Source organism: Cellulomonas soli (assembly GCF_052036975.1).
Lineage (GTDB): Bacteria > Actinomycetota > Actinomycetes > Actinomycetales > Cellulomonadaceae > Cellulomonas > Cellulomonas soli_A.
In genome coordinates this window covers 108,954-122,006 of the sequence record NZ_JBQIAR010000011.1, presented here as the reverse complement: position 1 = coordinate 122,006, position 13,053 = coordinate 108,954, and the positions used below count along the sequence as shown (strand labels likewise).

Below are 13,053 nucleotides of genomic sequence, written 5' to 3'. Positions count from 1 at the left end.
TGGTCGGGGTGATCCCTCGGCCGACTACCCTGGGGGTGTGCCGACGCCTGAGCCCGCCGCCCCCGACCGTCCCGCGCACCGCCCCGTCCTGGTTGTCGACTTCGGGGCGCAGTACGCCCAGCTGATCGCCCGCCGGGTGCGCGAGGCGCACGTCTACTCGGAGATCGTGCCGCACACGGCGTCCGTGGCGGACCTGCTGGCCAAGGACCCGGCCGCGATCATCCTGTCCGGTGGCCCCTCGTCGGTGTACGCCGACGGTGCCCCGTCGGTCGACCCGGCGTTGTTCGACGCCGGTGTGCCCGTGCTGGGCATCTGCTACGGCTTCCAGGCCATGGCGGCGGCCCTGGGCGGCACCGTGGCGCAGACCGGGCAGCGCGAGTACGGCCGCACGCAGGTCGCGGTGGGAGACGCGGGCACGGTGCTGGGTGGCAGCCCTGACGAGCAGACGGTCTGGATGAGCCACGGGGACGCGGTGCACGCCGCCCCGGAGGGCTTCGAGGTGCTCGCCACGTCGTCGGGCTCGCCCGTCGCGGCGTTCGAGGACACGCGGCGTCGCCTGTTCGGCGTGCAGTGGCATCCGGAGGTCAAGCACTCGCCGCTGGGTCAGCAGGCGCTGGAGAACTTCCTCTACCGGGGCGCCGGGCTGGCCCCCGACTGGAACCCCGGCAACGTGATCGCCGAGCAGGTCGAGAGGATCCGCGCCCAGGTCGGCGATGCCCGCGTGATCTGCGGCCTGTCCGGCGGGGTCGACTCCTCGGTCGCGGCGGCGCTGGTGCAGGAGGCCGTCGGCGACCAGCTGACGTGCGTGTTCGTGGACCACGGTCTGCTGCGTTCGGGCGAGGCCGAGCAGGTCGAGCAGGACTTCGTGGCCGCCACGGGTGTGCAGCTGAAGGTCGTCGACGCGCGCGAGCGGTTCCTGTCGGCTCTGGCCGGGCACTCCGACCCGGAGACCAAGCGCAAGATCATCGGGCGCGAGTTCATCCGGGTGTTCGAGGACGCGGCACGCGAGGTCGTGGCGGACGCCGGCGAGCACGGCACCGAGGTGAAGTTCCTGGTGCAGGGCACGCTCTACCCCGATGTCGTGGAGTCCGGCGGGGGTGAGGGTGCGGCGAACATCAAGTCGCACCACAACGTCGGTGGTCTGCCCGACGACCTGCAGTTCGACCTGGTCGAGCCGCTGCGCACGCTGTTCAAGGACGAGGTCCGCGCGGTGGGTCTCGAGCTGGGTGTGCCGGAGACGATCGTGTGGCGGCAGCCGTTCCCGGGCCCCGGCCTGGGCATCCGGATCATCGGTGAGGTCACCGCCGAGCGCCTGGACATCCTGCGGGCCGCGGACCTGATCGCCCGTGAGGAGCTCACCGCTGCGGGGTTGGACCGCGAGATCTGGCAGTGCCCCGTGGTCCTGCTCGCCGACGTGCGCTCGGTGGGTGTGCAGGGTGACGGGCGCACGTACGGCCATCCCGTGGTGCTGCGGCCCGTGTCCTCCGAGGACGCCATGACGGCCGACTGGACCCGGGTGCCGTACGAGGTGCTCGCGGCGATCTCGACGCGGATCACGAACGAGGTGCCGGAGGTCAACAGGGTCGTCCTGGACGTGACGAGCAAGCCGCCGGGCACGATCGAGTGGGAGTGAGGGGAGCGAACCGGTGAGCCAGAACGCCGAGGTGCCCGCCTCGTCCCCGTCGTCCGTCTCCTCCGGCCCGGGGTCGCAGGACGCCGCGCAGCTGTGGTCCCGCAAGGCGGCCGGCTCGCTGCGGCGCTACCGGGTGCTGGCGTGGGTGACCGGCACGATGCTGCTGGTCCTGTGCCTGGAGATGGTGCTCAAGTACGGGTTCCAGGCGGCGGGTGTGGATGCCGACGGGCACGCCGAACCGGTGCTGGGCGCCTGGGTGGCCTTCGCGCACGGGTGGGTCTACGTGGTGTACCTGGTGACGGTCGTGGACCTGTGGTCGACCATGCGCTGGAAGTTGTCCCGGCTGGCCACGATGGCCTTGGCCGGTGTGGTGCCGGTGATGTCGTTCGTCCTGGAGCGGCGGGTGCACGCGCAGGCGAGCGCCCGGATCGGTGCGTCGGCCGGCGGCGGCGCGGGTGCGGGCGGTGACGTGTCGCCTGACGTCGCGACGCGCGCCGAGGGCTGACCCTCCGTGCGGATCGTCCACGTCTCGGACTGCTACCCGCCTCGGACCGGCGGGATCGAGTCCCAGGTCGGGGACCTGGCGGCACGGCAGGCGGCGGCGGGCAACGAGGTCCACGTGTTCACCGCCACCCTGGGTGAGCACGGCGAGCGCGGTGGCGCGGTGGCTCTCGAGCGGGGCGTCCACGTGCACCGCATGGGTGCCCGGATGCCCTTCGACCTGCCGGTCAACCTGCGGGACGGCCGGCTGTTCCGGCAGGCCTTCGCGCAGGTGCGGCCCGATGTGGTGCACGTGCACGCCGGTGTCGTCTCGCCCTTCGCGCACGACGGTGTGCGGGCCGCCACGGCGGCCGGGCTGCCGACGGTCGTCACGTGGCACTGCATGCTCGACGGCACGGTGCCGGCTCTGCGCCTGCTGTCGCGGACGAGCCGGTTCGAGGTGGGTGCGGTCGCGCTGAGCGCGGTCAGCACGGCGGCGGCCGACCGGGTGCGGGAGGCGTTCGACGGGCCGGTGCACGTGATGCCGAACGGGATCGACCTGGATGCGTGGGCGCCGCACGAGGTCGGGTTGCCGGCGCGGTCGACCCACGGCGACGAGGATCCGGGGCCGTTGCGCCTGGTCGCCACGATGCGTCTCGCGCCGCGCAAGCGGGCTGTGCCGCTGGTGTCCCTGGTGGGTGACGCGGTGCGTCGGCTCCCCCCGGACCGGGTGCGGCTGTCGCTGATCGGTGCGGGGCCGGTGCGCCCGCGGGTGGAGCGGGCCATCGCGGACCGGGGTCTGCAGGAGGTCGTGGAGCTGCGGGGCCGGCTCACGCGCGACGAGGTGCACGCCGCGTACGCGCACGCCGACGTGTTCCTGGCGCCGGCCGAGCTGGAGGCGTTCGGTATCGCGGCCCTGGAGGCCCGCACGGCGGGCCTGGCGGTCGTCGCCCGCCGGGGCACCGGTATTGCCGAGTTCGTCGAGGACGGTGTGGACGGTCTGCTGGTGGCGGACGACGCCGAGATGACGGAGGCGGTGGTGCACCTGGTGCGCGACCGCCGGCTGCTGGACGGCATCCGCGCGCACAACCGTGCCGAGCCTCCGCGCTTCGGCTGGCCGCAGGTGCTGGCCGCGGCAAACCGCGAGTATTCACGGGCCAGGGCGCTCCGCGGGCTCTGAGTCGGGGCAATTGGCCCCGGGCGTACGTGGCAAACCGGAGTGGCGGGGGTCACACCGAGATGCGTCCTCCCTGGTCAGAGGGCATCATGGGACTGCCGGCGTCGCCGGTAGGACCTGCGTCCCACGTGCTCCGGTGTGCGTGGCGCCAGTCTTTTCCACGTGAGCACGGGTGCTCATCGGACCTGGTCCACCCAGGCCCGTCGGGGAATTCAGAATCGGGGAGACCATGAACGCAGCAGTCCAGGGCAAGAAGGGCGTCGCCAAGCTCTTCGGCCTGCTCACCATCATCGCCGGCGTCATCTTCATCGTCGCTGGCGGCATCACCTGGGGCGCCGTTGCCTCGAACCTGAAGGCCGAGGAGATCACCGTCTCGCCCGACGCGAAGTCCTTCGGCGGCCAGCTCGTCGACACGCCGTGGGAGGCGTTCTCGCAGGCCGACATCATCAACCACCACGCGCTGACCGCGACGGGTGACCGCACCTACGCCGAGCTCGGCGCCGAGATCTCGGCCCTCAAGGAGCAGCTCGCCGCCGACGGCGCCTCCGAGGACGAGATCGCCGAGGACGCCGACGTGGCCGAGCTCACCGGTCTGCGTCAGACCGTCATGAACGCCTCGTTCCTGCGGGCCTCGCTGTTCACCTCGGTCGTCGCCTTCGGTGTCGCGGCCCTGGTCGTCGGCCTGGGCGTCGTGTTCCTCCTCATCGGCTGGGCCCTGCGCTCGCTCGGCGCCACGGTCGAGGGCGGCACGGTGCGCGTCGCCGAGCCCGAGCCCGCGACGGTCTGACCGACCCCACGGGCAGGGCAGACCTGACGGTCGGCACGGGCCGATCAGGTCGACCAGCACGGCGAAGGCCGGCACCCCCCTCCGGGTGCCGGCCTTCGCCGTGCTGTGGCCGTGCCGTGCTGTGGCCGTGCCGTGCTGCTGTCGGGCTGTGCTGCTGTCGGGGTCAGCGGCGGCCGCCCCGCCGGGTACCGACCAGCGATCCCACCAGCAGCATCAGACCGGCGACGGTCAGCAGCACGATGAGCGCCAGCTGGGCGTCGATGGTGTACCCGGCGGCGTAGATCAGCACCCCCACCCCGAGGGCGGCGACCACCAGCCCCCACACGACGGTCGCGATGCGCGGCCGGGGGCGCGGCGCGGGGTCGAGTCCCGGACCGGCCGACGGGAGCGGTGCCGTGGAGCCGGCGGGAGGCGTCGCCGTGGTGGGGGTCGCCGGACCGGCCGCCGCGGTGGCCTGCGGGGCAGTCGTGCCCTCGGTGTCGTCCGGGGAGTCACCGGTGACCGGCAGCTGCAGCGTGGTGTCCTGGGCCTCGTGCCCGGTGGTGTCGTCGGTGGCCATCAGTTCTCCTCGATCGTGATCTCGCCGGCGCCGAGGCTGACCTCGAGCACCAGTTCTGCCTGGCCGTCCTGGGCCGACTGCGTCTCGAACGTGCGGTCCGAGATGCCGAGCGCGTCGACCGTCTGGCTGTCGCCGTCGACGTCCCACGTGACCGATCCCGCGCCGTTGGTGACCACCGCACGGACTGCGGCACCTTCCGGCACCACGATGCGCAGGTCGCCCACGCCCATCGAGATCGGCACCTCGACGGGGTCGCCGCCCAGTCGCAGCCCGGTGAGGTCGGCGACGGTGTCACCGGCACCGACGGACAGTCCCTGCTCGGCCTCCGAGCGACTCACAGGGGTCCACTGCGACGTGCTGCCCACGGTCGTGCCGTCGGTCCAGGTGACCGTGCCGTCCTCGATGGCCGTGGCCGGGGCGAGCACCACGAGCCCGACGATCGCCAGGAACCCGAGCAGCCCGCTCGTGCGGCCGCGCAGCCCGGAGACCATGATGCCCAGACCTGCCAGCACCACGGCGATCCCGCCGGCGGTGAGCAGCACGGGGCCGTCGAACGTCCCGGTGCGGTCGGCCAGCATGAGCACCGCCAGACCCAGCAGGCTCAGGGCGACCACCACGCCCACGGTGGTCCCACCCGGACCACGCCGGGGGGGCTTGGGCGGCTTGGGTGCCGTCGCCACGGGCGGGGCGCCGACCGTCGGGTACGGGCCGTAGGTGGGGCCGTACGGCGGTGGCGTGGTGGCCGTCGGGGTGTGCGGGGTGGGCCCGTAGGGCGACGACGGTGCGGGCGGGTACGGGGTCGAGGCGTACGGCGCCGGTCCGTACGGTGAGGCGGGCGCCTGCGGGGCCGGGCGCTCGGGCACCGGCAGAGGCTGTGTCGCGGACATGTGTGAGCTCGTCTCGGAGGTGAGGGGGACGCTGGTCGCCCCGGTCGGGGTGACGGGCGGTGCCGTGGGGGCAGGGGGCACGGGCCCGGCGGGCGGGCCCTGCGGCGCGGGGCGGTAAGGCCCGTAGGGCCCGGTGGGTGCCCCCGGTCCGTAAGGGCTCGTGGGACGCGGTGCCGACGGGCGCCCGTCGCGATGGTTGACGGCCACGACCACCAGTGCGATCAGGCCGCCGACGAACAGGACCCAGGCCAGTCCCTGCAGGCCCTGGGGCACGTGCAGGAGCCAGAACACGTCCGTGCCCCGGCCGAGGCCGACGATCGTCATGCCGAACGCGCCGAGCAGGCCGATGTCGAACCGGCCGGCCACCATCTCCTCGAGGTGGATCCGACCGTCGCGCTCCTCGGGCAGCAGCGCCCACGCGACGCCGTACACGACCAGCCCCAGGCCGCCGAGCAGCACCGAGACCGCCAGGACGGCACGCACCAGGAGCGCGTCGACGCCCAGGCGCCGGGCGAGCCCGCTCGCCACGCCGCCGATCCAGCGATCCTCGGTCCGGACGACGCCCAGGCGCCGCACGCCGGCGAAGAAGCCGTTCGACGTGGCCGGCGCGCCGGGCGCCGGTGCCCACGACTGCCCGGGTGCCCAGCCCGGGGGAGGAGGGGTGGCACCGGTGGGTCCGGCCTCCGGCGCGGGCGCCGGGCCCGGCTCGGGTGCGCCGCCCGCGGCGGTGCCGTCAGGTGTCTGCGTGTCCATGGCTCGATCGTGCTCCCGCCGGGTGGTCCGGCGACATCGGGTGAACCCCTGAGCGACCCCTGAAACTCGCGCGTCGGGCCCTGAACATCGCTGCTCGTGCCGGTCGGGGGGTCGTGGACGTGTGACGATCAGGGTGTGCACCCGAGCATGCCTGCGGCGACGCCGCCTCGGCCGCCGGACGGTCCCGGACCGTCCGGCCCGTTCGGCGTGGCCGGCGCCGCGGGTGCCCCGCCGCCGTACTCGCCCCCGCCGCCTTACTCGCCCCCTCCGCCGTACTCGCCCCCGCCGCCTTACTCGCCCCCTCCGTCGTACTCGACGCCTCCTCCGTACTCGTCCGTACCGCCGGCCGCGCAGGTGCCGCCGCAGGGCGCGCCCCGTCGGCTGCCGTTGGTGCGTCCCGCGCACGGCCGGTGGCTCGGCGGGGTGGCGCTCGGCCTGGCCGCGCACCTGCACCTGCGGGTCGGGCTGGTGCGGCTGCTGTTCGTCCTGATGAGCCCTCTGGCCGGCGCCGGGGTGGCTCTCTACGCGTTCCTGTGGTTGAGCGTGCCCACCGGGGACCCGGCGGACCCCACGGCCTCCCGGCCTGCCACGCTGACCCGTCTGGCCCGGCGGCAGACGCTCGTCGAGCCCGGGCGTCGGCTGCCGGTGACCGACATCGGGGTGGGTCTGCTGCTCGTGGTCGGGGCGGCGCTGCTGGTCGCCTCCCGGCTCGGTGCGTCCGTGGACGCCTCGTGGGTCCTGCCGGCGCTGGTCGTGGTGGCGGGGTTGGGCCTGGCGTGGAGCCAGCTGGACGGCGCGAACCGGGACCGGCTGCGTGAACGGGCCGGGGGGCGTACCCCGGTCAGCGTGCTGCGGCTGATCGGCGGGGTGCTGCTGGCCGGGGTCGGCGTGCTGCTGCTGGTCGGGGAGGGGACGGGGAACGGTGTGGCTCCGGCCACGCTCGTGCAGTCGGTCGTGGCGGCCGTCGCGGTCCTGGCTGGGGTCGGGCTGGTGCTGGCGCCCTGGTGGCTGCGCCTGGTGCGTGAGCTGGGTGACGAGCGGGCCGCGCGTGCCCGTGAGTCGGAGCGGGCGGACATCGCCGCGCACTTGCACGACTCGGTGCTGCAGACGCTCGCCCTGATCCGGTCCCGAGCCGACGACCCGACCGAGGTCTCCCGCATGGCTCGCGCGCAGGAGCGTGAGCTGCGCGCCTGGCTGTACGACGACCGCCCCGCGCCGGGGACGTCGGTGGCTGCGGCGCTCGCCGAGGTGGTCGCGGAGATCGAGGACACCCGCACGTGGCCGGGTGGTGAGGCCGTCACGATCGACGCGGTCGTCGTGGGGGACCGCGCACCCGACCTGGACACCGAGGCCTTGCTGCAGGCGACGCGTGAGGCGTTGTTCAACGCGGTGGCGCACGGTCGCCCGCCCGTGTCGCTGTACCTGGAGGTCGCCGACGACGCCGTCGAGGTGTTCGTGCGCGACCACGGTGACGGGTTCGCCATGGAGGAGATCGCCCCCGACCGGTTCGGTGTGCGGGAGTCGATCATGGGGCGTGTGCGTCGCCGGGGTGGCAGTGCCACGGTCACGTGCCGTGAGGGCAGGGGTACCGAGGTGCACCTGCGGGTGCCGTGCGCGGCGGCCACCCGCGAGGGGCCGCGCGAGGCGGCGGAGACGTCAGAGGACGGAGAGGCACGATGAGCGATGTGACGACCCCGGCGGGAGGGACCGCGCGTCCGGCCGGGCTGCCGGTGGACGTGGTGCTGGTCGACGACCACCACCTGTTCCGCACGGGGGTGAAGGCTTCGCTCGACGACCGTGTGCGTGTGGTCGGCGAGGCGTCCTCGGTCGAGGAGGCCGTGCAGGCCGTGCATGCGTTGCAGCCGCCGGTGGTGCTGCTCGACGTGCACCTGCCCGGGGGTGACGGGGGCGGGGGTGCGGAGGTCATCCGTTCCTGCGCCGACGTGCTGCCGGCTACCCGGTTCCTGGCGCTGTCGGTGTCGGACTCCTCGGAGGACGTGGTCGCGGTGATCCGTGCGGGTGCCCGGGGGTACGTGACCAAGGCGATCAGCGGTCGTGAGCTGAGCGACGCGGTGCTGCGGGTCGCGGGCGGCGACGCGGTGTTCTCACCGCGGCTGGCCGGTTTCGTGCTCGACGCGTTCGGCACGAACGCCGGGGACGTGGCGATCGGCGACGACGAGCTGGACCGTCTGTCGGCACGCGAGCGCGAGGTGATGCGGCTGATCGCGCGCGGCTACTCGTACCGCGAGGTCGCCTCGGAGCTGTTCATCTCGATCAAGACGGTCGAGACCCATGTGTCGGCGGTGCTGCGCAAGCTGCAGCTGTCGAGCCGGCACGAGCTGACGCGGTGGGCGGCGGCGCGGCGGCTGCTGTGACGCACGGCGCAGCGAGGACCCTCCTGCGCGTGATCTGACGTCGCGTCAGAACACGTATCCTCAGGCCATGGACATCGTCTACCGGCTCCTCGTCGTGCTCCACCTGATCGGCTGGGCCATCGTGCTCGGCGGCACGCTGGTCAACCTGCGCACCCCCAAGATCGCCGCCGGGGTGCTGCACGGCGTGCTCACCGCGCTCGTCACCGGCATCCTCCTGGTCGGCATCGCCTCGGCGGGCCTGGCCGGGCACGAGCCGAACACCACCAAGGTTGCCGTCAAGCTGCTCGTGGCGCTCGCGGTCACCGCGCTCGTGCTGGTCGGCACGCGCCGCCCGGAGAAGGTCACGACCGGGTACCTCGGGGCGATCGCGGGGCTGACCGTCACCAACGTGGCGATCGCGGTGCTGTGGCGCTGACAGCACCGACGGTCTTCACGGCACTGACGGTCCTGCTGCCCCGGGCAGGTCGGTGAGCGGGGCCGCCGAGCTCGTCGTCGGCCTCGTGGTGCTGGTCGGCCTGGTCGGGGTCGTCGTCCAGGTTCTCCCCGGCGCGTTCCTGGTCTGCGGGGCCGTGGTCGTCTGGGGCATCGTCACCGGAGGTGGCGTCGGCTGGACGGTGGCGGTGGCTGCCGTGCTGCTGACGGCGTCGGCCGAGGTCGTCAAGTACCTGCTGGCGGGCCGCCACCTGGCGCGCGCCCAGGTGCCCGGGCGGTCGCTGCTGTGGGGCGGCGGGCTCGGCGTCGTCGGGTTCTTCGTCGTGCCCGTGGTGGGCCTGCCGCTCGGGTTCGTGCTCGGGGTGTGGCTGGCGGAGATGCTCCGGCTGCGCGAGCCGCGCCCCGCCTGGCGGTCCACGCTGGCTGCGTTGCAGGCCACCGGGTTGACGATCCTCGTGGAGCTCGCGGGTGCGCTGCTGGTCACGGCCGCGTGGCTCGCCGGGCTTGTCGCGAGCTGATCGCGTGGCCTCGGGTGTGGGTGGCGGGACCTACCCTGGTAGGGCCATGACGTCGCTGTTCGAGAACCTCGCGCTGCCCGTGCCCACCCGCCCCTCCGCCGCCGCCCCGGTGGTCGCAGGGGCCCACACCGGTGAGTCCTCCGGGCTGCCCCTCGTCATGCCCCCGCGCGGGGAGGACGACGGCGCACCCGGGGCCGAGCCGGGCGCCGACCAGGCCGCGGCCGACGCCCTGGTCGAGGGCCTCAACCCGCAGCAGCGGGAGGCCGTGCTGCACCACGGCGGCCCCCTGCTGATCGTCGCCGGGGCCGGCTCGGGCAAGACGCGGGTGCTGACCCACCGCATCGCGCACCTGCTCGCCACCCGTCGTGCGCGGCCGGGCGAGATCCTGGCGATCACGTTCACCAACAAGGCTGCTGCCGAGATGCGCGAGCGCGTCGAGCACCTGGTCGGCCCGTCGGCGCAGCGCATGTGGGTGTCCACGTTCCACTCGGCGTGCGTGCGGATCCTGCGGCGCGAGGCAGGCACGCTCGGGCTGCGGTCCAGCTTCTCCATCTACGACTCGACGGACTCCCAGCGGCTGCTCACCCTGGTGGCGCGCGAGCTCGACCTCGACCCGAAGAAGTTCCCCGCCAAGGCGCTGGCCAACAAGATCTCGGCCCTCAAGGACGAGCTCGTCGACCCCGAGTCCTTCGCCGCCACCAGCGGGGGCGGGAACGCCAACGACTTCGACACGGTGCTCGCCCAGGTCTACACGCGCTACCAGCAGCGGCTGCGCCAGGCGCACGCGCTCGACTTCGACGACCTGATCATGTCCACCGTGCACCTGCTGCAGGCCTTCCCGGCCGTGGCCGAGCACTACCGTCGCCGGTTCCGCCACGTGCTGGTCGACGAGTACCAGGACACCAACCACGCGCAGTACACGTTGGTACGGGAGCTCGCCGGGGTCGGGTCGGACACCGGCGACGTGCCGCACGGCGAGCTGACGGTGGTCGGTGACGCCGACCAGTCGATCTACGCGTTCCGCGGTGCCACGATCCGCAACATCCTGGAGTTCGAGGCCGACTACCCGGCCGCCCGCACCATCATGCTCGAGCAGAACTACCGCTCGACCCAGACCATCCTGACCGCCGCCAACGCGGTGATCAGCCGCAACCCGGGCCGTCGCCCCAAGCAGCTGTGGACCGACTCCGGCGCCGGCGCCAAGATCGTCGCCTACGTCGCCGACACCGAGCACGACGAGGCGCGTTTCATCGGCGCCGAGATCGACCGGCTCGCGGACTCCGACGGGGTACGCCCCGGCGACGTGGCGATCTTCTACCGGGCCAACGCGCAGTCCCGTGCCATCGAGGACGTGCTGGTCCGGGTCGGTCTGCCGTACAAGGTGGTCGGCGGCACGCGGTTCTACGACCGCAAGGAGATCAAGGACGCGGTCGCCTACCTGCGCGCGGTGGCCAACCCGGACGACGACGTGAACCTGCGGCGCATCCTCAACGTGCCCAAGCGCGGGCTCGGTGACCGCTCCGAGGCGATGGTCGCCGGGTACGCCGAACGGGAGCGCATCTCGTTCGGGGCGGCGCTCGAGCGGCTCGACGAGGTCCCCGGTCTGGGCACTCGCGCCATCACGGGGCTGCGCTCGTTCGCCGTGATGATGGACGACCTGCGCCAGCTGGCCGCTTCCGGCGCCGGCCCGGCCGAGGTGCTCGGCGCGGTGCTGGACCGCTCCGGCTACCTGGCCGAGCTGCGCGCCAGCGAGGACCCTCAGGACGCCTCGCGCGTGGAGAACCTCGCCGAGCTGCACGCCGTGGCTGCCGAGTTCGAGCAGTCCGACCCCGAGGGTGACCTGGGCGACTTCCTCGAGCGCGTCTCGCTGGTGGCCGACTCCGACCAGATCCCCACGGCCGACGGCGGCGAGGACGGCGCGGCGACCGTCGACCAGGGCGTCGTGACGCTGATGACCCTGCACACCGCCAAGGGCCTGGAGTTCCCGGTGGTGTTCCTCACGGGGATGGAGGACGGCACGTTCCCGCACCTGCGTTCGCTGGCCGACACCGACCAGCTGGCCGAGGAGCGGCGGCTGGCGTACGTGGGCCTGACCCGCGCCCGCGAACGGCTGTACATCTCGCGGGCGGCGGTGCGTACAGCCTGGGGTGTGCCGAACGAGTTCCCGCCGAGCCGGTTCCTCGACGACCTGCCCGAGGAGCTGATCGACTGGCGTCGACGCGAGTCCTCCACCTCGCAGCTGCGCGGCGGTTGGGGTTCGGGCTTCGGGTCGGGTGGCGGCGGGTTCCGTGCCTCCGGCTCCACCGGGGGCGGGGCCCGCTCGGCGGGCGGTGAGCGTGGCGCCGTCCGTGAGCAGCGCCCGACGCTGCCGACGACCGGGGCCAAGTTCGGGTCGGCCACGCCGCGCGCGGACGGGGCGGTGCCCCAGCTGGCGATCGGCGACCGCGTCACGCACGACTCCTACGGGCTCGGCACGGTCGTCGGGCTTGAAGGCTCCGGGCCGAACTCCGTCGCGAAGGTCGACTTCGGCTCCGAGGGAGCCAAGCGCCTGCTGCTGCGCTTCTCGCCGGTCACCAAGCTCTGAGAGGTCGCCGTCGTGGTGGACATCGGTTCCAGGGCCTGCTGAGCGGCAAGGCGGAGCAGGCCCGGGGGCTACGAGGCGCCGTCCGGGCCGTCGGCCCAGGTCGCGATGACGGCCTGGCGCAACCCCTGGGGGGTCACGCCGAGCTGGGCGAGCACCCGATGCGCGCGGGTGTCGTCCAGGCGGGCGCACGCGAAGAGCAGGTGACCGGAGTCGATACGACGCTGCTTGAACCGCAGGGCCTCACGCAGGGCCACCTCGAGGGTCTTCTTCGCGGCGCCGTCGAGCGGCAGGTGCCCGCGGCGCGGCGGTGTGCGGCTGCCGTCGAGGGCGCCCGGGCCGAACGTCGCCTCGGCCTGGGCGCGCACGGCCTCGAGGTCCACGCCGACGCTGGCCAGCGCCTCGTCGTCGAGCGCCTCCGTGGGCAGGTGACGAACCAGGACCACGACGTCGCCCGGGCGCAGGCCCAGCCGGGTCAGGCTGCGGGCGGCCACCGACTCGGGAGTGGTGACGGCGCCGACCAGCAGGTGCTCGGCGCCGACGTGGTCCGAACCGGTGGTGCGGGCGGCGTCCTGGGCACGGATGACGGCCTCACGGGCGTCGGAGGCGAACTTCTCGAACATCAGCCGACCTTCTTCCCGTACCGCTTGTGCACCGCCTGGCGACTGACGCCCAGGGCCTCGGCGACCTGCTGCCACGACCACCCGCGGGAGCGGGCGTGCTCCACGTGCAGCGCCTCGAGCCGGTCGGCGAGCTGCCGCAGGGCGCGCACGGCGCGCAGCCCTTCCGCGGGGTCGTCGCCCGCGGCCGCGGTGAGCAGCTGATCGGTCACGAGTGTCAAGGTAGGTTGACGAGATCGGTGTTGTCAACG

The 13,053-nt window shown here is 73.5% G+C and carries 13 protein-coding genes; 9 read left to right on the top strand and 4 right to left on the bottom strand.

The annotated features are described in order from the left end of the window. The first annotated feature begins 37 nt into the window (after positions 1-37). The 4 genes from guaA (at position 38) to ACTHAM_RS12695 (ending at position 4,077) form a co-directional block, all read left to right on the top strand. On the top strand, positions 38-1,633 hold the full coding sequence (gene guaA / locus ACTHAM_RS12710; protein ID WP_440687990.1) for a glutamine-hydrolyzing GMP synthase: 1,596 nt from the start codon (positions 38-40) through the stop codon (positions 1,631-1,633). Between the two features lie 13 nt (positions 1,634-1,646). Then, on the top strand, positions 1,647-2,138 hold the full coding sequence (locus ACTHAM_RS12705; RefSeq protein WP_440687988.1) for a DUF3817 domain-containing protein: 492 nt from the start codon (positions 1,647-1,649) through the stop codon (positions 2,136-2,138). A gap of 6 nt (positions 2,139-2,144) precedes the next feature. Then, positions 2,145-3,293 carry a glycosyltransferase family 4 protein gene (locus ACTHAM_RS12700; RefSeq protein WP_440687986.1) on the top strand — a complete coding sequence of 383 codons (1,149 nt, stop codon included), beginning with the start codon at positions 2,145-2,147 and terminating at the stop codon, positions 3,291-3,293. A 226-nt stretch (positions 3,294-3,519) separates the two neighbouring features. Next, positions 3,520-4,077, top strand: coding sequence for an aromatic ring-opening dioxygenase LigA (locus tag ACTHAM_RS12695; protein ID WP_440687984.1), 558 nt, complete (start codon positions 3,520-3,522; stop codon positions 4,075-4,077). A 163-nt stretch (positions 4,078-4,240) separates the two neighbouring features. Here the strand turns inward: ACTHAM_RS12695 and ACTHAM_RS12690 are convergent, their stop codons facing one another. Both ACTHAM_RS12690 and ACTHAM_RS12685 read right to left on the bottom strand, forming a co-directional pair. Continuing rightward, positions 4,241-4,636, bottom strand: a complete 396-nt coding sequence (locus ACTHAM_RS12690) for a hypothetical protein (RefSeq protein WP_440687982.1) — start codon at positions 4,634-4,636, stop codon at positions 4,241-4,243. Further along, a complete protein-coding gene (locus ACTHAM_RS12685) occupies positions 4,636-6,276 on the bottom strand; it encodes a PspC domain-containing protein (RefSeq protein WP_440687980.1) in 1,641 nt (546 codons plus the stop codon). Before ACTHAM_RS12685 ends, ACTHAM_RS12690 begins: the two co-directional genes overlap by 1 nt. 390 nt (positions 6,277-6,666) lie before the next feature. On the opposite strand from ACTHAM_RS12685, the gene ACTHAM_RS12680 reads away from it, so the two are divergent. The 5 genes from ACTHAM_RS12680 to pcrA all read left to right on the top strand — a co-directional run bounded on the left by ACTHAM_RS12680 (position 6,667) and on the right by pcrA (position 12,185). Further along, positions 6,667-7,956, top strand: coding sequence for an ATP-binding protein (locus tag ACTHAM_RS12680; RefSeq protein ID WP_440687978.1), 1,290 nt, complete (start codon positions 6,667-6,669; stop codon positions 7,954-7,956). After that, entirely contained in the window at positions 7,953-8,651 is a 699-nt protein-coding gene (locus tag ACTHAM_RS12675) for a LuxR C-terminal-related transcriptional regulator (protein WP_440687976.1), read from the top strand. The genes ACTHAM_RS12680 and ACTHAM_RS12675 overlap by 4 nt, the downstream gene beginning before the upstream one ends. Before the next feature lie 67 nt (positions 8,652-8,718). Beyond that, a complete protein-coding gene (locus ACTHAM_RS12670) occupies positions 8,719-9,066 on the top strand; it encodes a hypothetical protein (protein WP_440687974.1) in 348 nt (115 codons plus the stop codon). A 52-nt stretch (positions 9,067-9,118) separates the two neighbouring features. Next, positions 9,119-9,601 (top strand): DUF456 domain-containing protein, encoded by a 483-nt coding sequence (locus tag ACTHAM_RS12665; protein WP_440687972.1) that lies wholly within the window; start codon positions 9,119-9,121, stop codon positions 9,599-9,601. A gap of 46 nt (positions 9,602-9,647) precedes the next feature. Next, positions 9,648-12,185, top strand: a complete 2,538-nt coding sequence (gene pcrA, locus ACTHAM_RS12660) for a DNA helicase PcrA (protein ID WP_440687970.1) — start codon at positions 9,648-9,650, stop codon at positions 12,183-12,185. A 68-nt stretch (positions 12,186-12,253) separates the two neighbouring features. On the opposite strand, the gene ACTHAM_RS12655 is transcribed toward pcrA, so the two are convergent. Together ACTHAM_RS12655 and ACTHAM_RS12650 are read right to left on the bottom strand one after the other, a co-directional pair. Next, positions 12,254-12,805, bottom strand: a complete 552-nt coding sequence (locus ACTHAM_RS12655; RefSeq protein ID WP_440687968.1) for a Clp protease N-terminal domain-containing protein — start codon at positions 12,803-12,805, stop codon at positions 12,254-12,256. After that, entirely contained in the window at positions 12,805-13,014 is a 210-nt protein-coding gene (locus ACTHAM_RS12650) for a helix-turn-helix transcriptional regulator (RefSeq protein ID WP_440687966.1), read from the bottom strand. The genes ACTHAM_RS12655 and ACTHAM_RS12650 overlap by 1 nt, the downstream gene beginning before the upstream one ends. Positions 13,015-13,053: the final 39 nt, after the last annotated feature.